This window comes from Bacteroidetes bacterium GWF2_43_63 (assembly GCA_001769275.1).
In the GTDB taxonomy this organism is placed as follows: domain Bacteria; phylum Bacteroidota; class Bacteroidia; order Bacteroidales; family DTU049; genus GWF2-43-63.
Genome location: MEOQ01000026.1, coordinates 1 through 24,097 on the forward strand (window position 1 = coordinate 1; position 24,097 = coordinate 24,097).

A 24,097-nucleotide genomic window follows, 5' to 3' on the forward strand; every position below is an offset into this window, starting at 1 on the left:
TGTACCCGAAATTGCTGCAGTGGTCGCATTGGTGGCGGTGAACGCCGGAATATTTCCCGTACCGCTGGCACCAAGGCCAATGGCTGTATTGCTGTTTGTCCAGGCAAATGTCACTCCGGCGGGAGTTCCTGCCAATGTGTTTATCGGAACCGCTGCTCCTGCACAATAGGTCTGAGCAGCCTCAGCAGTTACAATCGGGGTTGGATTTACCGTTATGGTGTATGTTATTGGTGTACCAAGGCATCCGTTTGCTACTGGAGTGACGGTTATTGTTGATGTAATCGGAGCTGTAGTGGCGTTTGTTGCAGTAAAACCCGGTATTGATGCGACGCCTGTTCCGCTTGCAGCAAGGCCTATGGCTGTATTGCTGTTAGTCCAGTTGAAAGTAACACCGGCAGGTGTACCTGTAAGACCATTGGCCGGCGCAGCTGCACCAGCGCAATAAGTAAGGTTTGTTTCTGCATTGGCTGTCGGTATAGGATGTACTGTAACCAAAACTGTCGCAGTCCCGGTACATCCCGCAGCAGTGCCCGTTACCGTATAGGTAGTAGTCGCAATCGGTGAAACTGAAACCGGAGATCCGGTTAAGCCACCAGGATTCCATGCATATGTTGCTCCCGCAACACTACTTCCACCTGTTAATGATGAAGAAGCACCGTTACAGATAGCCACTGGGCTGGCTGTTGCTGTAATCGTCGGATTCGGATTGACAACAACCGTCGTTGTCACCGGCGCGCTAGCCACGCCACCAACAGTAATTACTAAGGAATAAACACCGGCATCAACCGTCTGAATATTCGTATGAGACGGGTTCATGGCTGTTGAAGAAAAGCTATGAGGTCCTGTCCAGGCATAAGTGGCTCCGGAAACAGGATTCGCAACCGTTAAGTTCAACGTTTGTCCAACACATAATGGACCGTTGTTTGAAATCGGTGGTGCTACGATCGAACAATCTGTTGTCCCGGTTCCACCTGTTTGGGAGAATTCGATATTGGTGGGTAAATCTTTGAAATTTGTAATAAGCAACACATAAATCTCTCCAACTAAAGCATTCGGGATGACAGCTGTCTCTGTTGCATTAATCGAATAACTGCAACTAATTCCAGAATTACTCATCAAATCCGAAGCACAGGCCGCAGTCAAAGATGTAAATGGTCCCCAGCAAATAAAGTCAACATCATAATCAGATTGAATAAAAATGCTCAGGTCTCCATCATTAGCGATCTGCAAATAATACCATGCAGGATTGGGGGTTGTTAACAAGCAGCCCACTGAACCCATATCCGGGACACCAACAGCTGCCGGATAATTATAAGTAGTACCAGTACAGAAAGGTTCGGAAGCATCGCAGGGTGTTGGAGGAGCACAACTTACTTCGGCTGACCAACCCGTACTTACTCCGCTACTTGTCGATGTAAAAACAAAAGTCAGGCAACCGTTTGAAGAAGCCACCACTCCCGGAGAAGTTGTACCAGAATAGGTTCCCATAACAGGAGAAGATGTATTCGGCCCATCATATATGGTAAGAATGTCGCCGGTTGCCGTAGAAAAAGTTGTGAAATCAACAATCATCTGTTCTCCTGCGTTGGCAGAACAATAAGTCATTGTGTAATTCTCATTATTTGCATAACTGCCTAACCCGGCACCACTATCATAAAAATAACCGCTGCAGGTTGTAACGGTTCCGTTATTTCCCATATTGGTGCCAGGCGGCGGAGCAATACAGGCAATATTTGCAGACCATCCTGCTTCCTGAATCGTTCCGTCAGAGGTAAAGGCAAATGTCAGACAGGATCCTGTAGAAGTCACTGTGCCAGGAGAGGTAGTTCCACTATAGGTCCCAATAATTGGAGAAGAAGTATTCGGTCCATCATAAATTATCAGGTCATCAATACTTTCAGTTTCAAAGGCTGTGAAATCCATCTCCATCAAATATCCTGCAGGAGTAGCACAATAAGTCACTACATAATTTGAGTTGGCAGCATAATCACTGTTGCCTCCATTATCCTGAAATTTGCCAGTACAGGTGCCGCTATATGTTGTATGTGGCACTGTTCCGATGCAAAGATCAAATGTTGATGTCTGGCCAGTTGTAGATGTCCATGTATAAACCCTGATATAATAGGTCTGACCGATTGTTAGCCCATTAACTGTATTTGAGTTCCCATCGCTGCAAAGAATATTGGTCAATGAAGCACAGGTGCCGCTGTAAACAGCAAAATTCATGTCGGTTGTTGAGCCGGCAACATTCAATAAATCAATCTCATGAGATGTTTCGGTTGCAACAAATGAAAACCAGACATCATCGTCATCTGTACCAAAGCAGGAATTTGTATTTGCCGAAGCAGTGGCTCCAGCTACAGTTCCAGAAGTTGTACTGCCGCAGTTCAAATCAGGATTAACTGTCACAGGAATTGCTGTAGCACATTCGTCGTTGGTGGCCGGCATGATGGGATATGTACAAATATCGAAAGTTGATGTTTGACCCGTAGTGGCAGTCCATGTATAGACCCTAACATAGTAAGTCTGGCCAATAGTCAGGCCTGTAAGGGTTCCGGAATTGTTATCACTGCATAAAAGCTCAGTTAGAGAAGCACAAGTGCCGCTGTAAACAGCAAAATACATGTCGATCGTTGACCCAGCTATATTCGTAAGACTAACAACATGTATAGTACTTTGAGCGACAAAAGAATACCAGACATCATCATTTGGAATGGCTCCGCACGCACTGGCCTGAGCCGATTGTGTCGATTGAAACACCGTTCCGCTGACTGAATTTGTACAACTGCCCGAAGGATTGACAGGTAAAAGTACCGCATTTGCACATTCATTATTGGCAGGCGGCGGTGCTACACAACTGATGTTGGCTGCCCATCCGGGTGTACTTGCATTGTTGTTATCTGTTGTCCAGACAAAAGTAAGACAAGTGCCCGATGATACTACCGTGCCGGGGCCTGTGGTCTGACTGTAAGTTCCCAATAATGGAGAAGCTGTATTTGGGCCATCATAAATTTTCAGGTTATCTGCGGCTTCATTGGTCTCAAAAACAGTGAATAAAAACTGCAACGATTGTGCAGTACCAGAGCAAAATGTCATTGTTCTGGTGCCGTTATTATCTATGTAATTGGTAGTGCTGCCCTGAGGATCGGAGAAAACACCCGAACAGGTTGTTACTGTGGAGCCGGTAACCAAAGGATATTGCGTAGGCGGTGCAACACAACTAATGGAGGCAATCCAGCCAATGTCTGCAACCGAAGCATCCGATTGCCAGACAAAGGTGAGCTGACCGGTTGGATTGGTTGCCGTAATTGTTCCCGGACCAGTGGTTCCGCCCCATGTCCCAAGCAACGGAGAAGCAGTCGATGGACCGTCGTATATTTTAAGAAAGTCATATGTGATGCTTTCAGTGTCAAAAGTTGTGAAGATAAATCGTAGCATCTGCCCGGCCGTCGAAGGCGTAAAGGTCATTTCAAACGATTCACTTAGGGCATAGTTTGCCGTTCCACCTGCATCATAAAAAGTGCCTGCGCAGGTCGTCTGATCCGTATTGGACATGTTGTAAGTCTGTCCTATACTTAAAATTGAAAAGAAAAATAACGAAAAAATGGGTAGAAATATCTTTTTCATTGTGATGTCAGGTTTTAAATTAATTCAATCAAAGAATTGTTCTTATTGTTTTTTTTCGTCGCTACTCACAAAATCAACCGAATACTCGTACCCGAACTCCTTTTGCGAAGAGAGTAACACGCTCTTGATTTCGTCCACGTAAGAAAATTCCTTCACTCTAACCCAAAGTATCTCTTTTTCAAAATACGCCGAAGTCTCCACAATGTATTCCTCCTGCTTCAACTTTTTCTCCAGCAATGCAAAATCGGCTTCAGATTTCACTCCTCGAACCGAATATGTGAGCAGAACGCCAGGTCCTTTCTTAGGGATATTCCTTGCCTGCGCAGAGAGTTCCTCTTTTTCACAAAGCACTCTGGCTTCCCATCCGGCCTCAAAACTTTCGGCTCCCGAATGGAACACAAAAGTCAGCGTTCCTGAAGCTGATTTTATATTTTCTTTTATTGAATTTGTACTGGTGTACGTGTCAATTAAATTTGTTTCGGAATAATCACCATCATACACTGCAAGCCAGTCTTCACTGTTTAGTCTGAATAAATTAAACTGAACCATCAGTTTTGCATCTGCAGAACCGGAATTGAGTGTAAAGACATAATCCTCACCAGTTGAGTAGTTTCCTTCTTTTCCGCCAGAATCATAAAAATAACCGGAACAGGTTTGCTCCGAACCGTTTTTAATGGTGAATGATTGCCCGTTTACCCCCTGTAAACATAACAAACCCAGCAGTGTGAGAATTGTAATTTTCATATTATTTTTTATTTGTTCCCCTTAAAAAAAAACAAGCCAAACCTGATAACCCCCCCCAGGATTACGCAGATATGGCCTCAAAATCACCGCAGCTGAAATCGTTATCTGTATAAAAGATTGAAAAAAAACAGGAAAGCTGAATCAGTTTTTGCTTTTTCACGCCTCTCACTCAAATTATTCATTCAGTTTTGGAAAATTTACCCCTAAGACCTTGCTAAAGTTTGAAAGTTTAATTTAAAATGAAAAATAATTAGCTGAATTATCAACAATGGTTGACAACTGGGGTTAATTCTTCTATAGAATCGCTACAACAACCTATTAATATAGTGAATATCAAGACCTTACAAATTGGTCAATTCTTCGTGCATATTTTCCCATCCATGCATGGTTTGCTCCAATTGTTTTTTCAGATTGGTGTATTGTGCAGCTAATTTGCTGTAATCCTGACTATTACCAATTTCTTCAGGGCTATTCAACTGATTTTCAATAATCAACATGGCAGATTCAATTTGGCTGATTGACTCTTCGGCCTCGGCAATTTGCTTTTCGATTTTTCGCTTCTGACGATCTTTCTCTTTGTTGTCGAGATATTGTTGCTTCGAGGCGCTGATTTCTTTTTCTGCTGAAGTGCCTTTTTGCGAGCGCTGCGCGTCGGCCTGCTCCTGATCACGGATCTCCATCAGCTCATTTATGTCATAGTCAAGCTGACGGATCTGATGGTCGCGAAATTCAAAAATTCGGGTAGTAAGCCCCGACAAAAAATCACGGTCGTGCGAAACCACTATCAGCGTACCATTAAAATGCAGCAAAGCACTCTTCAAAACGTCTTTGGCTGCCATGTCCAGGTGGTTGGTGGGTTCATCAAGCACCAGAAAATTGATGGGTTGCAACAGCATCTTGGCTAGTGCCAGCCGCGTTTTTTCACCGCCAGAAAGAACACTCACTTTTTTCTCAACATCTTCGCCACTGAACAAAAAACTGCCAAGAATATTCCGTAGCTTAGGCCTGGTATCATTATCCGCAACATCCTCCAGCGTCTCGAACAAGGTTTTATTCCGGTCGAGCATTTCCGTCTGATTCTGCGCGAAATATCCAATCTGAACATTGTGTCCCAGTTTCAGCTGCCCGCCAAAATCGATGGCGCTCATGATCATTTTCACTAAAGTCGATTTCCCCTGCCCGTTCTGTCCGACAAAAGCTATTCGCTCGTTACGCGCTATGATGAAATCGGAAGATTTTATCACCAGCTTTTCGCCATAAGACTTGGTTACCTGTTCCGCTTCAACCACAATTTTTCCACTCTCTTTGGCAGGAGCAAAACGGAAAGCCATTCGTGAGTGATCGGTCTCTTCGATTGAAATATCCTCGTATTTTTCAAGCCGCTTCACGCGCGACTGCACTTGTTTGGCTTTCGACGCCTTATAGCGAAATCGCTCAACAAAAGATTCTATCTGTGCAATTTCGCGCTGTTGGTTTTTCAGTTCGGCACTTTGTTGCTCAATACGTTCCTGCCTCAGTTCCACATAATCGGAATAGTTGGCCGGATAATCATATAGTTTTCCTTGTTGTATCTCAATGGTGCGTGTGGTCACATTATCGAGCAATACACGGTCGTGCGAAACCAGCATTACAGCACCGGGATAATTCTGCAAAAATCCTTCAAGCCAGCGAATACTCTCAATATCGAGGTGGTTGGTCGGTTCATCGAGCAACAACAGATCGGGGCGCTTCAACAACAATTTAGCAAGTTCTACGCGCATCTGCCAGCCACCGCTGAATTCCGCCATAGGCCTGAACATCTCTTCCCGTGCGAATCCCAGCCCTTTCAGCACTTTCTCGATTTCTTCCTGATAATTGCTTCCGCCCGTCAAATGGAGTCTTTCAGTAATTTCGTGCAACTTTTCGGACAAAGCCAGATACGAATCCGACTCATAGTCCTGACGTTCGGTGAGATCCTTTGTTAATCTGTCAGTTTCAGCAATCAGTTTTTGAACTGCTTCGAAGGCTGATTCAGCCTCTTCATATACGGTTTTAACCGATGTAAAACTGCGCTCCTGAACAAGATAGCCAACTGTTTTATCTTTTGGGAACCCAAGATGGCCGCTGTAGCTTGTATCCAAGCCCGCAATAATTTTCAGCAACGTTGATTTACCAGCCCCATTGCGGCCTACAAGTCCTATGCGATCACGCGAATTCACTACAAACCCGATGCGATCGAACAACACACGCCCCGGAAACTCTACCAGCAAATCATTGATTGAATACATGGTGCAAAAATAAGAAGAAAGATAACACAGTGGTCAGTAGCCAGCAGGATCGACGCATTAAACTCCACAAAAATCTGCAGGAATCGTAGGATCACAGAGTTCCACAGAGGTATCACAGAGTATCACAGAGTGACAAAATAGCAAAAGCCGGTTAACAGTGTACACAACGAGTTGTGTAAATCAATTACAGCACATCGAATTCTGAAAGCGCTCTTTCAGATTCACTTTGCTGTAATTGATACCGGCTTTTGCCGCGTAAATTCAACTCCGTGTGACTCCGTGTGTACTCCTTCAAACTCTGTGTAACAAAGGTTATAAAGGCATGACATTGTACGCTTGAAGTCGGCATCGGATGCATTAATCAGAAGTATATACAGGCATTTAAATGCGTTGGCCCTGCAGTAGCCAGTGCCCAATAGCGAGTATATTTGTAACAATTGTAAAGTGTTATGTCTTTAAGTCGTAACGTCTGTAACGAAAGATTTATCTCACAACTGGCTATTAACAACTGAAAACTAAAATTATTATCTTTGCTGCATCATCAAAAAATAATAGTCGTGAAAAATACATTCCTGTCCGAACGCATCACAAAAATGAGTGAGTCAGCCACACTGGCAATGACCAAGAAAAGTCGTGAAATGAAAGCTACCGGCATTGATGTTATCAACCTTAGCATCGGCGAGCCCGATTTTTTCGTTCCTGATTTTATTAAAGCTGCCGCCAAAAAAGCAGTCGATGACAACTTCTCATTTTATCCACCAGTTGCTGGTTACCCGCAACTGCGTCAGGCCATTTCAAACAAACTTAAACGTGACAATAATCTTGAATACGCACCTGAACAAATCGTCGTTTCAACTGGTGCCAAGCAGGCAATCTGTAACGTTTTTCTGGCTTGTCTCGATCCGGGCGACGAGGTAATCGTGCCTGCACCTTACTGGGTGAGCTATACCGAACTGATTAAACTCGCAGGCGGAGTTCCAGTCTATATTCCGACCACCATTGAAGATGATTTCAAAGTCACTCCGGAGCAGATCGAAAAAATGATTACGCCAAAAACAAAAGCATTCATTTTTTGTGCACCCAACAATCCTTCGGGAATGCTCTACACCCTTGATGAACTCAAGGCGCTGGCCGTTATGTTTGGCAAACATCCAGAAATCCTCATCATCTCGGATGAAATTTATGAGCTGATCAATTTCGATGGAAAAACATACAGCATTGGTATTTTCCCTGAAGTGAAAGACCGCACTGTGACTATCAATGGCCTTTCAAAAGCTTTTGCCATGCCGGGCTGGCGTATTGGCTACAGCGCTGCACCACTCGATATTTCAAAAGCCATCGAAAAAGTGCAGGGACAGGTAACTTCCGCAGCCAATGCCATCGCACAGATTGCCGGCGTTACGGCACTTCAGGTCGATCCCGCTCAGTGCGAAGATCTGCAGAAAATGAAACAGGCTTTCCTCCAACGTCGCGATTACGTTGTAAAACGTCTGGGCGATATTCCTGGCTTCAAACCAAATGTTCCAATGGGCGCATTTTATGTGTTTCCCAATGTTCAGCAATTGTACGGAAAATCCGACGGCACCACGGTTGTAAAAGACGACAGCGACCTGTGTATTTACATTCTCAACAAAGCGCATGTCGCACTGGTTCCCGGTTCTGCTTTCGGTGATCCCAACTGTATACGTTTCAGCTACGCAACCAGTATGGAAAACCTGACCAAAGCATTGGATTGGATTGAAAAAGCTATCAAAGAATTGAAATAAATTCATTTTTATTTTCAATCTTGTTATACCCTGAGCGCCGCTGTCATGCTGAGCGGAGTCGAAGCACAAACAGCGGCGCTTATTTCTTATAAAGCTACTCTCGCTCTCATTCTCACTCTGATTTTCCGCTCTCGCTCTCATATACTCTCTTTCTCGCTCTCACTCTCACACTGTTGTTTCCGGGGGGAATTGACTTATTAAAATGTGTCCTATGGCCAAAAGCAAAGTCGAATCCTGGTTTCTGAATACTGTTCAGGACAATAAAAAAATCAGCGCGCACTGCCTGTTGAATCCTGTGGTTACTGACAATTATGTAACACTCGGACAACTCACAGCATTGCGTTTTCTTGAGTGGGTATGCGATCATCCCGGAGGTGTGATTGCACTTCCGACTGGAAAAACACCAGAGTTTTTTATCAAATGGACACAGTTCTATCTCGAAAACTGGAGCCGTGAAATCAAAAAAGGCATATTGTCCGAAATTGGCTTCAAACCAAATGTGAAGCCCGATATGAAATCGCTGGAATTTTTTCAGCTCGATGAATTTTTTCCGATAGATCCGTCGCACGAACGCTCCTTCTCGCATTTCATCAATACTTTTTACATCAAAGGTTTTGGCCTCGACCGTCGAAAAGCGCATCTGATCAACACTTGCGACATGCCCGACCGTAGTCGTATGAATCTTTGCGAACTTTTTTCGGATGGCGAAATTGATCTGAGTCTGCGCACACGTCAGGTGAAATCAGAAAAGGAACTGCACAAAAAAAGAGCCATTCAATACATCGATCAGATGTGTGCCGAATACGAAGAATCCATCCGAAAAGCAGGCGGTATCGGCTTTTTCCTTGGGGGCATTGGGCCGGATGGTCACATTGCATTCAATATTCGTGGCAGCCGTCACGACTCGGTCACACGTCTCGATCACATCAATTACGAAACGCAGGCAGCCGCTGCATCCGATCTGGGTGGAATCGAAAATGTACGCCGCAAAGCTGTTGTTACCATGGGTCTGCAAACCATTACTGCCAATCCCGATTGTACTGCCATTATAATTGCTGCAGGCGCCTCAAAATCAAAAGTAGTGGCCGATGCTATATTGCATGAACCTTTACCGGAATTCCCGGCAACCAGCCTTCAGAAATTAAAGAATGCGCGCATGTTCATTACCCGAAGTGCCGCAGCAGGACTGATTGAGGAGAAATTTCCGGCATCGGCCGTTTCCGATCAGGCCATCAAAAACAAGATCCAGCGCGGACTTGATCTGCCTAAAGGGAAAGTGATCATGCACACCGCACCGCACCACGACGACATTGAATTGGCCTATTTTCCTGCCATCCATCATCTCGTGCGAAGCGACAAAAATGAAAATCATTTCGTGTATTGCACCAGTGGATTTACGGCAGTAACAAACATCTACCTCGCTTCGGTACTCGAAGCAACGGCCGCTTTCCTCAGTAGTAGCGACATTCAGGACAAAGCATCCGAAATAAAATTATTCGATATTTCATCCGGGAACTATGATATCACGGGCTATCTAAATGGTATCGCGCAGCAGCAAAAAGAAATTCAACTTTTACATATTGCCTGTCGCATGGTTCGCAATGTGGCTTCGCACCTGAATTCGCGCAGCTGGGAGAAAATAAAAAAATTCATTGAATCGATTTCAAACATCATTGCATCTCTCGAACCTGGCAGTAAAGAACCGGATGAAATCCATCTGGCCAAAGGCTGGGTGCGCGAATTCGAGGCCGAACTTGCCTGGGCGCATTTCGGATTGCCTGATTCCTACACGCATCACATGCGATTGAAATTTTACTCGGCCGATATTTTTCCGGAGTATCCTAACTACAACGAAGATGTGCTGCCGATTTTCAATCTGATGAAAAAAATAAAACCCGATGTAATTACACTGGCCATCGATCCCGAAGGAAGTGGACCTGATACACATTATAAATCGCTCATGGCAATTTCGACAGCCATCGACGAATATGTAAAGAAAACCGGACGCACCGATATCCGCATCTGGGGCTACCGCAACGTGTGGTCGCATTTCAAACTCGGCGAAGTAAATACCATCATTCCTGTTTCATTAAACTCGCTGGCAGTGTTACACAATATGTTCAACACCTGCTTCCTGAGCCAGCGCTCCGCCTCGTTTCCGAGCTATGAATTCGATGGGACCTTCAGCGAACTCGCACAGAAAATATGGGTTCAACAATTCAATGAACTTCGCACAATTCTGGGCGACAACTATTTTTACGAAAGCACCAGTCGTATGTTGAACCGCGCTTACGGAGCCATTTACATGAGCGATATGAGTTATCAGGAATTCACTGAATATCTGGTGCCACTCCGCAGACTACTTGAGTCGAAATCAATGCTGGAGAAATAGCGGAACGAGATACGAGATATGCATTAGGCATAAGTCATTAGGCGTAAGGCATAAGGCGTTGTGCGTTAAGCCATGGACCGCATGCCGCAAGCCTTCTCCAAAGCTCCTTGTCAGAGCTGATGGCTGACTACGCTTATTCCAGCCCGTACTTATCAATAAAATAAATCAGCGACGCCATTCCTGCGGCACCAAGCTGCATCTCACGGCGCACAATTTTATCAAATGTGTCTTTGGCCGAATGATGATATTCGAAATATCGTTGCGAATCGCACACAATGCCCGCAAGTGCAGTAACGCTCCCTTTCAGAAAACCTACATCCACCCCGCTGCCACCTTTATACCACAAATAAAATCCATAGGGTTCCAGCAATTTTTTCCAGGAGGTGATTTTGTTGTAAGCCGCTTCCGGTGCGTCAATTGAGAAACCAGTTGGTAACGCAACCCCTCGATCGCTCTCCAATGCAAACAGGTGCTTTTCACTTTTCGCTAACGCTTCTTCTGCGTATTTTTTTCCTCCGCGCTGATCCATTTCTTCATCAATGAACATTACCACACGCAAGGTATTATGCGGCTTGTAGCCAGTTTCAAAAAACAATCTTGCAACTTCGAGCGATTGCATGCATCCACCACCATCATCATGCGCACCGGCAGAATTATACCACGAATCGAGATGTCCGCCTACAGTGATAATTCGCTCCGGATGCGATATTCCACGTATTTCACCAATCACATTTCCTTGCTCAACTTCTGGTAGTTCTTTGCACGAACTGCTTAAAAATACTTTTGCCTGCGGATATTTCATCAACGCAGAATCAAGTTCTAATGCGTCTTTGGTGCTAATCGCAAATCCGGGAATTTTTATGTCAGTAGTTTTATAACGCATGATGCCGGTATGCGGGAAATCATCAATCGCTGTATTGATCGACCGCACCAAAACAGCCACTGCACCCAGCTTCGAAGCTTCATCTGCGCCCAGCACACGCATTGAGGAATTCTCGCCATACGCTCTGAAAGTATTCACGTATGTCTGATTCATTGGTCGGTTGAAATAAACAATCTTTCCATTTATGGTGGATGGATCTGCTTTCTTCATTTCATCCATACTATTGAAAATCACTACCTGAGCGGTAATCCCGCCTTCTGGCGTCTGCACCGATCCGCCAAGAATATCAACAGTCAACGGAAATTTCTCTTTGTCATTCAAAGTGTACCATGCTGTATCCTGCCCGGGAAGCCATTGCCGCACCATGCAAGGCTGAATATAAACCGAATCAAATGGCATGCTTTTCATTATCTGCAACATGTATTGCATTGCATTATCCATGGCTGGCAAACCAGCAAGACGGCCCGGAGCAACATTGCATAGCCCTTCAAGATTTTTGTAGGAGACTTCGCTTTTCAACGCATTGTCAAAAACAGATTTTATCATCAGGGAGTCCGCATCCTGCGCTGTTGTACAAAAAGCTGATGCTAAAATTATAACTAAAAGAAATAATCCTTTTTTCATAGATGTCGAGAAATTATATCAGAATAATTCTGCATTCTTAAATACGCCACTTTTCAGAATACCCTGCAGCTTTTTATTGCCAAGACCATCAATGATTGCATTGGCGTAACGATCATTGTGGACATCGCTGCCAACTGCAGAAACAAATCCTTTCGCTATCAAATCAAACGCTCTCTGCCGGACTTCAGAACCATAATAGCCACACAACGAAGGCAAATTAACCTGAAATACCACACCCGCTGAATGCAGATCAGCAAATATATTTTCATCAACCGGCCAGTAATTATAACGCTCCGGATGCGCCAGGACAGGCGTGTATCCTTTCATCATCACATCCTGAAGCAAATTTTTGAACATCGGGTGAGGATTGTAATAAGATACCTCCACCAAAACATATTTTTTTTCACCGAAAGAAATTAATCCTTCTTTGATGTGTTTTTCAAAACCATCATCAATCAGATATTCTGCAGCCACCTGCAATTCAAGTCCGGGTATTAAAGAAAATACAGATTTCTGCAACTTTTCAAAAACCGGAAAAATAGTTTCTATACCATTGCGATAATATTCAGCCTGCACATGAGGCGTGCAGACAATCTTCCGAAACCCGCATTCATACATACGTTTCAGAATATGCAATGACTCTTCTTCTGTCTTACAACCGTCATCTATGCCCGGAAGATAATGCGAGTGAATATCAGTCTTTAAAACTGAATAATCGACCAATTCAGGCTTTTGGAAAAAGTGACTAATCAAAGACATTTTTATTTTTCTTAAACCATTCTATTGTTTTACGAAGACCATTTTCAATTTCTGTATCAGGTTTGTATCCGATCAGATTCATGGCTTTGGCAATGCTCGCTGAAGATGAACGAATATCGCCCTGCCGCTCATTTTCATACACGACCTTCGATTTCCCACCACAAATTCCATTGACAACATTGAAAAGAGTATTCACTGAAGTTGAGCCACCACAGCCAATATTCATGACATTGTATCCAACCTGATCCAGCATGAACGCTGTGAGAATATTTGCATTGACAACATTGTCAACATATGTGAAATCACGGCTTTGCTCGCCATCACCAAATATTTTTGCATTTTCTTTTTTCAGCGCATGATCTATGAATAAAGGAATCACGGCAGCATAAGCGCCTTTCGGATTCTGACGCGGACCAAACACGTTGAAATATCGTAAACCTGTAATGCTCATGCCATAGAGATCGGTAAACACACTCGCATACAACTCATCTGTAACTTTACTAACAGCATAGGGCGACAATGGCTTCCCGGTTTTCTCTTCGGTCTTAGGTATCGTTGTGTCATCTCCATACACAGACGAAGACGAAGCAAAAACTACTTTTTTTACCTTATTAAGCCGACAAAGATGAAGTATATTTACAAATCCGTGAACATTGTTTATATCAGTGGCAGGTGGATTCTCAACCGAACGTGGGACACTGCCCAGCGCGGCCTGATGAAACAAAACATCTGCTTTAATGAAATGCGCCGCTATTGTATTGGCGTCATTAATATCTGCCTGCGCAAACGTGAATGCATCGTTGTCGAAATGATGCTTGATATTCTCAATGCTTCCTGTCAGCAAATTGTCGATGACAATAACGCGAGCAGCACCATGAGCCAGCAAAGCATCAGTTATATGCGAACCGATAAATCCTGCACCTCCGGTAACAATACATTTCTTTCCTTTGATTTTTGAAAATATACTACCTGTTTTCATACATTTCTTTATAATAATTCATATAACTTCCTGATGTAATTCTATCCAGCCATTCCTGATTTTTCAGATACCAGTCCACCGTTTTTTCAAGACCTTCTTCAAAGGTTACTGTTGGTTCCCAACCAAGCTCATTTTGAATTTTAGACGAATCAATGGCATATCGTAAATCGTGTCCAGCTCTGTCTTTTACATAGGTGATTAATTGTTCAGATGTGTGTGCTTCTCTTCCGAGCTTCGTATCCATTATACTACAAAGCAGCTTAACCAGATCAATATTTTTCCACTCGTTATTTCCACCTACATTGTAAGTTTCTCCAACTTTTCCTTCGTGAAAAACAAGATTAATAGCGGCGGCATGATCTTCCACATAAAGCCAGTCGCGTACATTTAAACCCTGTCCGTAAACAGGAAGCGGCTTGTTATGAATGATATTGTTAATGATAAGCGGAATCAATTTTTCCGGAAAATGGTATGGACCGTAATTATTGCTGCAGTTCGTAATCACTGTAGGCAAGCCATATGTATGATGATACGCCATCACAAAATGATCGCTCGATGCTTTGGCCGCAGAATAAGGGCTGCGTGGATCATAGGATGTTTCTTCACTAAACAAGCCGGTTTCGCCAAGTGAACCAAACACCTCATCGGTAGAAATATGATGGAATTTTTTACCATCCATGTTATCTTTCCAGAGATTCTTTGCGGCATTCAGAAGATTCACGGTTCCCATCACATTGGTCATGACAAACTCCGTTGGATTGATTATACTTCTGTCAACATGCGATTCAGCCGCAAGATGCACAATCCCGTCTGGTTTGTATTCGCTGAAAATTTTATTGATGTGTTCGAAATCACAGATGTCTGCTTTTATAAAAACATAATTGCTTTTTTTCTCAACATCGCGCAGATTATCTAGATTACCAGCATAAGTAAGTTTATCGAGATTAATAATTCTACACTCCGGATATTTATTTACAAATAACCGAACTACGTGAGATCCGATAAAACCTGCTCCTCCGGTAACAATAATGGTTTTTTTCATGATTTCTTTTCAATTTTATTTCTGTAATTTTGTTCCCACTTCCATGCTGAAAGCGTTATTTCATCGAGTGTTCGGGTAGGCTTGAACCCCAAAACTTTTTCAGCTTTTGTGGTATCGGCCCATACTTTTTCTATATCACCCGGACGACGATCAACAATTTCATAAGGAAGTTTAAGCCCGCTGGTCTTTTCAAAACTCTGAATGACTTCAAGCACTGTAAAACCATGTCCACTGCCAAGATTAAACACTTCAATATGATTGTCATTCATTTTTTCGCAATATTCAAGCGACTTCACATGCGCCTGAGCAAGGTCCGAAACGTGGATGTAATCACGCACTGCGGTACCATCTTTCGTTTCATAATCACCACCAAAAACCTTCAGTTTGTCGCGCAAGCCAATAGCTGTTTGTGTAATATATGGCATCAGATTATTCGGAACTCCGCGTGGCAACTCACCAATAAAAGACAATTCATGGGCTCCTGACGGATTGAAATATCTCAGCGAAACAATGCGCATTCCCGGTTGTGACTTGATGAAATTCGCAATGATTTCTTCTCCTATTTGTTTTGTATGTCCGTAAGGCGACCATGCCGGACTAAAAGGCGTATCCTCGGTTACAGGAAGTACCTCACTCTGTCCGTACACAGTGCAAGAAGAAGAAAAAACAAACGATTTTATTTTTCGTTCCTTGCAAAAACCAAGAACACTCACTAATGAGCCTACATTGTTTCGATAGTATTCAAGCGGATTTTCAACAGATTCACCAACACTTTTATACGCGGCAAAATGAATAACTCCATCAATATCATCCGGCAATTTATTCAACTCTTCGCGGTTGCCAACATCCATTCTGTAAAATTCAGGACCAGTTCCGGTGATTAAGAAAATCCGCGCCAGCACAGACTCTTCGCTGTTTGATAAATCATCAGCAATCACAACATCCAGTCCGGCATTGATTAATTCAACAACAGTGTGCGAGCCGATATAGCCAAGTCCGCCTGTTACCAGAATTTTTTTCATACTACTATAAACTCCAGTAGGTTAAGTTCTTTATATTGTGTCGCAGAATGCCTTTCACATCAATCAGAACACCTTTATCATCGGTCAGCAACGAAGCTATTTTCTCTTCATTCAGATCCATGTAAGCGTCATGCATTACTGCAAGCACCACTGCATCGTATTTTCCCTGCGGTCCCGATGCCAGTGGCAATCCGTATTCATGCTCAAACATTTTTGCATCGGCATGCGGATCGATCGCATCAACTTTCAATCCGTATGAAATTAGTTCATGGATTATATCAACTACTTTGCTGTTGCGGATGTCTGTAACGTTTTCCTTGAAGGTAACGCCCATTACAAGTACTTTGCTGTCGAGAATATTTCGACCTGCTTTGATGAGTTTTTTTACTAATTGTTTTGCCACATACGATCCCATACTGTCGTTCACAAAACGGCCTGCACGAATGATTTGCGGATGGTATTTATATTCCTGTGCTTTATGAACCAGATAATACGGATCAACTCCAATGCAATGTCCGCCAACAAGTCCCGGCTGAAATTTCAGAAAGTTCCACTTGGTGCCTGCTGCCTCAAGAACATCCAGTGTGTCAATTCCCATTCGTCCGAAAATAATTGAAAGCTCATTCATCAAACCAATGTTGATATCGCGCTGAGTGTTCTCAATGATTTTTGCAGCTTCAGCAACCTTAATGCTGGGCGCACGATGAACGCCGGCTTTGATCACAAGTTCGTAAATTTTTGCAACCTCTTCCAAAACTTCAGGGGTGTTCCCCGACACAATCTTTACAGTATTTGTGAGCGTATGCACTTTATCACCTGGATTGATGCGTTCCGGAGAATAACCAACATTGAAATCATGCGGAAATTTTAACCCGCTGAATTTCTCCATAATCGGAATGCAATCCTCTTCAGTTGCTCCCGGATAAACAGTTGATTCAAAAACAACCGTATCACCTTTTTTGAGAATCTTGCCAACCGTTTCACTTGCTTTCAACAGCGGTGTCAGATCAGGCAAATTATGATTATCAATGGGTGTTGGCACCGCAACTATATGAAAGGATGCGGCTTTGAGGTCATCCGTGTTGCATGTGTATGTTATTCTTCTATTCAAAAATTCTTCTGAAGGGATTTCATCACTCGGGTCAATGTTATTCTTCATGAGTTCAACCCGGTCCGGCTTAATGTCGAATCCGATAACATCGATGGTCCTTGCAAATTCAAGCGCAATGGGAAGACCTACATAACCGAGACCGATAACAGACAATTTTGTTTCGTGATTAAGTAGTTTTTCGTAAGTGTTCATGGTTGCTTTTTTTATTTATTGATTGTATTCAAAATCGGGTGATATTCACCACTAAGAGGAGCAATGGCTGAATTTCGAATGTTATACACCATTTCAATCGAGCGGCGTGCATCCTCAAGCCCAAAGCCATTTCCCGCAAGTATATGCCGGTAACTGTCAGTATGCAATTCAGTAAATCCCTCTGAAAATTCAAACTCAGAGCCATTCACACGAATTGAACGAAATGTCCTCTTTTGTCCTTTAACTTCTTCAGGAAGATCGTTCTCATCTATACTCAGAAACCAACGAACATTGGCGTTTTTTAATTTGAAATATCCTGCTGCCTTTTGATTATTGTGCAAGTGAACAACAGACTGTTCCACATCGCCAAAAATCCATGTCAGCATGTCGAAAAAATGAATTCCGATATTGGTTGCCACACCACCACTCTTGCTCACATCGCCTTTCCAGGAATGCTGATACCAGTGACCGCGACTTGTGATGTATGTCAGATCAACGTCGAAAAACTCATCTTTCTTTTGTTCAATATCTTCTTTCAATTTCCGGATTGAATCGTGAAGTCTGAGCTGAAGAATGTTGTTTATTTTCTTTCCGGTTTCGTTTTCGATTTCTGCAAGTGCATCAATGTTCCATGGGTTCAACACAAGCGGTTTTTCACAAATCACATCTGCCTGATTACGCATCGCCATGCGGATATGCGCATCGTGCAAATAGTTCGGAGAACAAATACTCACATAATCGATCTTGCTCTCGCCCGCTCTGCGAACTTTGTCGAGATGACGGTCGAATCGTTCCGACTCACTGAAGTAGTCTGCTTCCGGAAAAAAGGAATCGATTACACCAATTCCATCATAAGGGTCCAGCACCGCAGTCAGACGATGTCCGGTATCGCGGATGGCCTTCATATGTCGCGGCGCAATATAACCCGAAGCGCCAATCAGCGCAAAATTCAACGGCTTGCTCATTTTGTTTCTTTTGTTACGATGCCATTCCGCAAAATATATTTTTCCCCACTTTCGGGGCAATCGGCTGTTCCGTCTTCTCTGAAAATAAGGCGATGACCATATTCACTCACCCAACCCAGCTGCCTTCCCGGATTCCCAATCACCAAAGCAAATGGCAACACGTCTTTTGTCACAACAGTGCCGGCGCCAATCAGCGCGTATTCACCGATGGTATTACCGCAAACAATGGTCGCATTTGCGCCTATCGAAGCGCCCTTCTTTACAAGCGTTTGTTCGTATTTTTCGCGCCGTATTATTGCACTACGCGGATTTGAAATATTAGTGAACACCATGCTGGGTCCCAGAAACACATCGTCTTCGCAAATAACTCCTGTGTAAATCGATACGTTGTTCTGAACCTTTACGTTGTTGCCCAAAATTACTCCTGGCGATACAACTACGTTCTGACCAATGTTGCAGCCATTTCCAAGTGTGCATCCCGACATGATGTGCGAAAAATGCCAGATCTTGCAGCCTTCGCCAATAGTGCAGTTTTCATCTATAACACTGGTTGGATGTGCAAAATAATCTGCCATAATTATTTATTTAAAAATTCAAGAACAGAATCAGTGATGAACTTCAACTGTTCTGCATCAAGCTCTGTGTGCATCGGCAATGAAAATACATTTTCAGAAAGCCATTCTGTATTCGGGAAATCACCCTGCTTATAGCGTGGATCGAGATAAGCTTTCTGCAAATGCAATGGAACAGGATAATAAATCATGCATGGAATGCCACGTTCCTGAAGGAATGTGATCAGACCGTTTCTGTCAACACCTTGCCCGATAAGCGTGTATTGATGGAAAACATGACGCGATTTTTTGTAACGGAATGGGGTGATAAGTTTCGGATTGCCTGCAAATGCTTTATCATAATAATCTGCAGCGGCAATGCGGGCATTTATATAGTCATCCAAATGTTTCAGTTTAATATCAAGCACGGCAGCCTGAATACTGTCAAGACGACTGTTGACCCCAATTTCGTCATGATAATACCGGACTTTCATCCCGTGATTGACAACCACGCGCAGCTTTTCAGCAAGTGCATCATCGTTGGTAAACACAGCCCCACCATCACCAAAACAGCCAAGGTTTTTCGACGGAAAAAAGCTGGTACAGCCAAGATGTCCGATAGCACCGGTTTTCTTCGATGTTCCGTCTTCGAAATAATAATCAGACCCGATACTCTGGCAAGCATCTTCAATCACATACAGGTTGAATTCCTTCGCAATCGCCATTATCTCTTCCATTGGAGCGGACTGACCAAAAAGGTGTACTGGCACAATGGCTTTGGTTTTCGGAGTTATAGCCTTTCGTATAGCGTCAACTGATATGTTCATGGTGTCTTTCTCAACATCAACCAAAACTGGTGTCAGATGCAGCAGCGCTACAACTTCAGCAGTTGCAATAAAGGTGAATGATGTTGTAATGACTTCATCGCCCGGCTCCAGCCCAAGCGCCATCATGCTTACCTGCAACGCATCGGTGCCATTGGCACAGGGAATTACGTGCTTAACACCAAGATATTGTTCGAGATTTTTCTGGAATCGCTGAACAGCAGGACCGTTGATGAATGCTGTACTTGTAACAACTTCCATGATTGAGCTGTCTATTTCGCTCTTGATTTTTTCATACTGACCCTGAAGGTCAACCATTCTGATAGGCTTCATCCTCAATTTTTTTGCAAAGCTAATAAAAAGATGGTTTGCTTTATATAAGTGTATAGAATCAAATGTCAGGGTTAAGGTCGAGGTCAAGATCGAGGTCAAGAAACATAGTCACACTACTGGCGCGGTCCCGATAACAATCGGGATGTAATCCGTGACAGTGGCTGTCTTCCGCTTAATGCCCCGACGTTTTGTGCATTGCGCTCTGCGCATCGAGCTAACTAATACCTCACCACAACTCCGGTACTCGCACCATTTAAAATATCCTTCAGCGTGCTCTTGATCTCAACAATTTCCGGGTCATTTGTTTTTACAGCACGCACGTTTTTTTTAATATTCTTCACTTCATGCGGAGTCTCTATAATCGTTTTCACATTAATCATCGAGGCCACATCAACGCCCATGAAATCCTGTTTCAGCGGGCTATTATCTTGCTTATTAATTTGTTTCGCTATCAGCGGTCCAATGTTCTTTTTGCTGAATCTATGCTTGCCTGCTTTCATGTATTTTGGAACAATAAATCCATATTTCATTCCAGCCAGCTGCAACAGCGCTCTTTTAAAAACTTTGTGGTTTTTGAAACGAAACGATACCTGATAAATTCCCTTCTTCGTATCAGACTCAGCTTTAACATTGCTGATACCACTTACATTTTTCACCGCATTTTCAACCGTTTGCGGGAAATTCAGAATTTCATCAGATGGTTTAAACGCATCCATCCCTGTTTGCGATAGCGCGCTAAGATCAAGCTTCAGCGAATAATCTCCGCTTTTGTCAGGGTAAATAATAATCCTTTCCTCAAGCTCAATGCATGAGGTCAAAAGCAAAGCTGCCAGCGCAAGAAAAGCTGTTCGAAAATTATTGTACAATCGCATTGGGGTCAAATACTTTTTTCAAAATGTCATTGATACGGGCTGCCGGATCGGTGCGGATTTTCTTTTCTTCAACAGCAATCTGAGAGAATAAGGCTGCCAGTGCTTTTTCCGTCACATACTTCGACAAGTCAGTCTGAATCGGAGTTACCAAAGGAATTTTATTGTAGGTGCTGGTAATGTCTGCCCAGTATTTGGTGCAATTCACAGCATCCAAAGCTTTAGTAATTTCCGGCTTAAACAAGGCGGTAAGTGATGCGGTGGTTTTCGATTTGAAATATTCAGTTGCTGCATTTTCAGATCCTTTCAGAATGTTGACAGCATCGGTAATGGTCATTGATGTAATGGCATTCAGAAATATCGGACCAGCTTTGGCAACAGCGTTTTCAGCACCATGATTCATGGTTGCAATGAAATTATCGATCAACGTTTCCATCCCAAGTTGCTGTAGTTTTTCTTTTGCTTTTATAGCTTCCTGCGGGAATGGGATCAGGTACAGCGGATTTTTCAATATGCCGTCAGCTTTTCCAAGCATTCCAACAGCATTGTTTGTCCCTACGTTGAGTGCCTCTTTCAATCCATTTGCAACTTCACCTTCAGTGAGCACAACCGGCATGTTCGTAGGCAGATTCAGCTTGCCAAGGGTGTCGCAAGCAGTAAATAATACCAAAGCTGCAGCAAACGCAATAATGTATTTTTTCATGGCAAAAATATTTTCGTAAAGTTACAAAATCTGATTGATATTAATAACTTTACAATCACAATCAATATTTCAATAAATGGAAATGCCTCAGGGATCACTCATCAGCTACTTTAGTACGCTGGTAAAACAACACGGCGGAATCAATCTGGCACAAGGAATTCCAGGATTCAATCCACCACAGGAATTACTGGAAGAACTTAAAAATGTGGCTTTTGAAAACATTCATCAATATCCTCCTGGCATCGGGAACTTCGCGCTGACAGAGCAGCTGGTGAGCTTTTATTCTGAACAATATCCGCTGAAAAAAGAAAATATCATCATCCTGCAGGGCGCAACCGAAGCGCTGTGTCTGATTTTCATGTATGTTATGCGAAATAATAAAGGCCCTTTCACAACTTTATCATTTACTCCGCCTTACGAGTCGTACCGACAGCTGCCGAAGCAATTTGGAATGCCATTTATTGAGGTCGATCCCGATCAAAACGGAAATCTTCCACTCGAAAAAATTGCACAGCATATAGAAAAAGATAATGTGAAACTCATTTATCTTGCATCGCCCGGAAACCCGCATGGATTGGTGTTTTCAAAAGGAGATGTTAATGCAATAGCCGAATTATGTCAGCAAAAAAAGTGTTATCTGGTTTTCGATGCGGTTTACAGAACACTATATTATGAATCAAAACCCTACTCCCCTTTGTCAAAGCTGAATCCATATCTTTTTGTCGTCGACGGATTTTCGAAATGGTTTTCAATAACAGGCTGGCGGGTTGGTTTCCTCATGCACGATGAATCGCATTGTGCGGCATTACGCTCATTGCACGACTATACCGGACTCTGCACCAATTCAGTATTACAGGAAGCTCTGGCCAGATATATTTCAAAACATGATTTCGGAAAACAATACTCTGAAAAATTGAGAAACAGTCTCGCCGAAAATTATCGCTTTGCTTCTGAAAAACTCAACGGAATGGACTTTAACTGCAGAAAATCGGATGGAGGGTACTTCGTGTGGGCGGAGCTTCCACCGCGGTTTTCAAATGGGTTTGATTTTGCCGTTGACTTTTTTGAAAAACAAAAAGTAGCCATTGTTCCGGGAATTCACTTCAGCGAAAAGGCAAATACTATTGTTCGGTTCAATATCGCACGGCCGCTCCCTGAGCTATCTTCAGGGATGGAATTGCTAAGCGTCTTTCTTCAGAAAAAGAGCTGACAAATAATCCGGAAATTTATCGTTCAATATTCCTGATCGAGCCGTTTTCAGGGTCGAACAAAATATGGCGCAAATCAACTGGTAAATAATTAATGATTCCAAGCTGGCTGACAGCGACCTTTTCAATCAGCACCACTTCTCCATTCCCATTCCTGATTATGAAAACACAATCTTCGGGAATGTTATATGCCAACCCTTTGTTCTTGTTCCTTTTCGTATTTCCCATCGCGGTAGTTATCGCATCAGTACGGTCTTCTGATAATAACTGATAGTAATACATGCTCTCTGTGAACAAACTGTCTTCAACCGCTGATGCTCCTTCTGTTGTATAAAAGCTGAAGATAAAATTGTTTTCCACCGGTTTGTCAGGGTCAATATAAATTCGGTAATGTGTTGTGTATTCAACTGTTTTTCCAGTAAATAACGTCAGATACTCTTGCTGCATTTTATTGATTTCTCCCAGCATGGAATTAAAAGTATTCAAGTCGTAATCTACTTCCTGATAGCCTGAAATCAGATTCATTTTATTTTCTGAAATCAAACTGATATAATCCGCTGCATCTTTAGCCTTGTCTTCAAGCGACTTTTCAATGATGCTGTGTTGCAAAATCTGCTTTTCGATTGTAACAGTATCAAGAATAATTTTCTCAATAATTGTATCGGTTTTCACTTGAGTATTGCCGGTAGCAAAATGCTCAAATCCAAAACTTAAAGGCTTTGCTGAAACACCCTTGTCACTAATATGACTCGTACTCAATTCATTTTCCACTTCATCGGAAGTAGCATTCAGTGCCGTTATACAACCAAGCTCATTCAGAGTAAGCAGAAAATCTTCCTTGTTTTTCAACCCGCCTGTTTCAATATAAAAAAGTTTCGAAGTATCGGTTACAGCGAACGAATTCACCTGAATATTTTCAATGGAATAATCTGTTTTATTTTCAATTATAACATTGCTGATGCCGGTAAATTTCGCAGAATACTGCGCAAAAGGCCCTTTCAGATGATGGGTTTCCTTAACTGTTATATCGACTATTAACCGGGTTTTTGGTAGATAATATAAAACACCTTCTTTTTTCAGCTTGGTGTCACTCTTAACTGGGATGACTCTAAAAGAATGACATGAGCTCAGGCCAATTACCAATAATATGAGAATGCTTGTACGCATGGATTTTTTTTCAAAATTAATGAATTTCATCGAACTAAATCTATTACGGTTAAAGATTAAAACCTTTAC

Annotated in this window: 17 protein-coding genes and 1 pseudogene; 3 read left to right on the forward strand and 15 right to left on the reverse strand. The window is 42.9% G+C overall.

Features of this window, described 5'->3' with window-relative positions:
- The 3 genes and pseudogenes from A2W93_12620 to A2W93_12630 all read right to left on the reverse strand — a co-directional run bounded on the left by A2W93_12620 (position 1) and on the right by A2W93_12630 (position 6,638).
- A pseudogene (locus A2W93_12620) lies at positions 1-3,555 on the reverse strand (hypothetical protein).
- Between the two features lie 114 nt (positions 3,556-3,669).
- A complete protein-coding gene (locus A2W93_12625) occupies positions 3,670-4,371 on the reverse strand; it encodes a hypothetical protein (GenBank protein ID OFY54627.1) in 702 nt (233 codons plus the stop codon).
- A gap of 341 nt (positions 4,372-4,712) precedes the next feature.
- The gene (locus A2W93_12630; protein ID OFY54628.1) at positions 4,713-6,638 is read right to left on the reverse strand and encodes a glycosyl transferase family 2; all 1,926 of its coding nucleotides are present in this window, start codon (positions 6,636-6,638) and stop codon (positions 4,713-4,715) included.
- A gap of 557 nt (positions 6,639-7,195) precedes the next feature.
- Here A2W93_12630 and A2W93_12635 point away from each other — a divergent pair.
- Together A2W93_12635 and A2W93_12640 are read left to right on the forward strand one after the other, a co-directional pair.
- On the forward strand, positions 7,196-8,404 hold the full coding sequence (locus tag A2W93_12635; GenBank protein OFY54629.1) for an aspartate aminotransferase: 1,209 nt from the start codon (positions 7,196-7,198) through the stop codon (positions 8,402-8,404).
- A gap of 202 nt (positions 8,405-8,606) precedes the next feature.
- Entirely contained in the window at positions 8,607-10,796 is a 2,190-nt protein-coding gene (locus tag A2W93_12640; protein ID OFY54630.1) for a hypothetical protein, read from the forward strand.
- A 133-nt stretch (positions 10,797-10,929) separates the two neighbouring features.
- On the opposite strand, the gene A2W93_12645 is transcribed toward A2W93_12640, so the two are convergent.
- The 11 genes from A2W93_12645 to A2W93_12695 all read right to left on the reverse strand — a co-directional run bounded on the left by A2W93_12645 (position 10,930) and on the right by A2W93_12695 (position 21,653).
- A complete protein-coding gene (locus A2W93_12645; protein ID OFY54631.1) occupies positions 10,930-12,303 on the reverse strand; it encodes a hypothetical protein in 1,374 nt (457 codons plus the stop codon).
- Positions 12,304-12,321: 18 nt separating this feature from the next.
- Positions 12,322-13,062, reverse strand: a complete 741-nt coding sequence (locus A2W93_12650; GenBank protein OFY54632.1) for a hypothetical protein — start codon at positions 13,060-13,062, stop codon at positions 12,322-12,324.
- On the reverse strand, positions 13,049-14,041 hold the full coding sequence (locus A2W93_12655; GenBank protein ID OFY54633.1) for a hypothetical protein: 993 nt from the start codon (positions 14,039-14,041) through the stop codon (positions 13,049-13,051). The genes A2W93_12650 and A2W93_12655 overlap by 14 nt, the downstream gene beginning before the upstream one ends.
- Entirely contained in the window at positions 14,028-15,083 is a 1,056-nt protein-coding gene (locus tag A2W93_12660; protein ID OFY54634.1) for a dTDP-glucose 4,6-dehydratase, read from the reverse strand. Before A2W93_12660 ends, A2W93_12655 begins: the two co-directional genes overlap by 14 nt.
- Positions 15,080-16,105: a UDP-glucose 4-epimerase GalE gene (locus A2W93_12665; protein OFY54635.1), complete on the reverse strand. Its 1,026-nt coding sequence runs from the start codon at positions 16,103-16,105 to the stop codon at positions 15,080-15,082. Before A2W93_12665 ends, A2W93_12660 begins: the two co-directional genes overlap by 4 nt.
- Positions 16,106-16,109: 4 nt before the next feature.
- Positions 16,110-17,408, reverse strand: a complete 1,299-nt coding sequence (locus A2W93_12670) for a UDP-N-acetyl-D-galactosamine dehydrogenase (protein OFY54636.1) — start codon at positions 17,406-17,408, stop codon at positions 16,110-16,112.
- Between the two features lie 11 nt (positions 17,409-17,419).
- Positions 17,420-18,373 carry an oxidoreductase gene (locus tag A2W93_12675; protein OFY54637.1) on the reverse strand — a complete coding sequence of 318 codons (954 nt, stop codon included), beginning with the start codon at positions 18,371-18,373 and terminating at the stop codon, positions 17,420-17,422.
- Positions 18,370-18,948, reverse strand: coding sequence for a hexapeptide transferase (locus A2W93_12680; GenBank protein OFY54638.1), 579 nt, complete (start codon positions 18,946-18,948; stop codon positions 18,370-18,372). Before A2W93_12680 ends, A2W93_12675 begins: the two co-directional genes overlap by 4 nt.
- Positions 18,949-18,950: 2 nt before the next feature.
- Positions 18,951-20,081, reverse strand: coding sequence for a transcriptional regulator (locus tag A2W93_12685; protein ID OFY54639.1), 1,131 nt, complete (start codon positions 20,079-20,081; stop codon positions 18,951-18,953).
- Positions 20,082-20,299: 218 nt separating this feature from the next.
- On the reverse strand, positions 20,300-20,953 hold the full coding sequence (locus tag A2W93_12690) for a hypothetical protein (protein OFY54640.1): 654 nt from the start codon (positions 20,951-20,953) through the stop codon (positions 20,300-20,302).
- Positions 20,937-21,653: a hypothetical protein gene (locus A2W93_12695; protein OFY54641.1), complete on the reverse strand. Its 717-nt coding sequence runs from the start codon at positions 21,651-21,653 to the stop codon at positions 20,937-20,939. The genes A2W93_12690 and A2W93_12695 overlap by 17 nt, the downstream gene beginning before the upstream one ends.
- 76 nt (positions 21,654-21,729) lie before the next feature.
- Here A2W93_12695 and A2W93_12700 point away from each other — a divergent pair, with 76 nt between their 5' ends.
- Positions 21,730-22,863 (forward strand): hypothetical protein, encoded by a 1,134-nt coding sequence (locus tag A2W93_12700; GenBank protein ID OFY54642.1) that lies wholly within the window; start codon positions 21,730-21,732, stop codon positions 22,861-22,863.
- A 16-nt stretch (positions 22,864-22,879) separates the two neighbouring features.
- Here A2W93_12700 and A2W93_12705 read toward each other — a convergent pair whose 3' ends face one another.
- Complete coding sequence (locus A2W93_12705) at positions 22,880-24,058, reverse strand: hypothetical protein (protein OFY54643.1); 1,179 nt, start codon at positions 24,056-24,058, stop codon at positions 22,880-22,882.
- Between the last annotated feature and the right edge of the window lie 39 nt (positions 24,059-24,097).

Coding starts and splice junctions, on each gene's coding strand:
- A2W93_12650 (OFY54632.1), bottom strand. CDS start 13,062: ATGTCTTTGATTAGTCACTTTTTCCAAAAGCCTGAATTGGTCGATTAT.
- A2W93_12670 (OFY54636.1), bottom strand. CDS start 17,408: ATGAACACTTACGAAAAACTACTTAATCACGAAACAAAATTGTCTGTT.
- A2W93_12645 (OFY54631.1), bottom strand. CDS start 12,303: ATGAAAAAAGGATTATTTCTTTTAGTTATAATTTTAGCATCAGCTTTT.
- A2W93_12695 (OFY54641.1), bottom strand. CDS start 21,653: ATGAAAAAATACATTATTGCGTTTGCTGCAGCTTTGGTATTATTTACT.
- A2W93_12700 (OFY54642.1), top strand. CDS start 21,730: ATGGAAATGCCTCAGGGATCACTCATCAGCTACTTTAGTACGCTGGTA.
- A2W93_12675 (OFY54637.1), bottom strand. CDS start 18,373: ATGAGCAAGCCGTTGAATTTTGCGCTGATTGGCGCTTCGGGTTATATT.
- A2W93_12625 (OFY54627.1), bottom strand. CDS start 4,371: ATGAAAATTACAATTCTCACACTGCTGGGTTTGTTATGTTTACAGGGG.
- A2W93_12685 (OFY54639.1), bottom strand. CDS start 20,081: ATGAAGCCTATCAGAATGGTTGACCTTCAGGGTCAGTATGAAAAAATC.
- A2W93_12630 (OFY54628.1), bottom strand. CDS start 6,638: ATGTATTCAATCAATGATTTGCTGGTAGAGTTTCCGGGGCGTGTGTTG.
- A2W93_12640 (OFY54630.1), top strand. CDS start 8,607: ATGTGTCCTATGGCCAAAAGCAAAGTCGAATCCTGGTTTCTGAATACT.
- A2W93_12665 (OFY54635.1), bottom strand. CDS start 16,105: ATGAAAAAAATTCTGGTAACAGGCGGACTTGGCTATATCGGCTCGCAC.
- A2W93_12660 (OFY54634.1), bottom strand. CDS start 15,083: ATGAAAAAAACCATTATTGTTACCGGAGGAGCAGGTTTTATCGGATCT.
- A2W93_12655 (OFY54633.1), bottom strand. CDS start 14,041: ATGAAAACAGGTAGTATATTTTCAAAAATCAAAGGAAAGAAATGTATT.
- A2W93_12690 (OFY54640.1), bottom strand. CDS start 20,953: ATGCGATTGTACAATAATTTTCGAACAGCTTTTCTTGCGCTGGCAGCT.
- A2W93_12680 (OFY54638.1), bottom strand. CDS start 18,948: ATGGCAGATTATTTTGCACATCCAACCAGTGTTATAGATGAAAACTGC.
- A2W93_12705 (OFY54643.1), bottom strand. CDS start 24,058: ATGAAATTCATTAATTTTGAAAAAAAATCCATGCGTACAAGCATTCTC.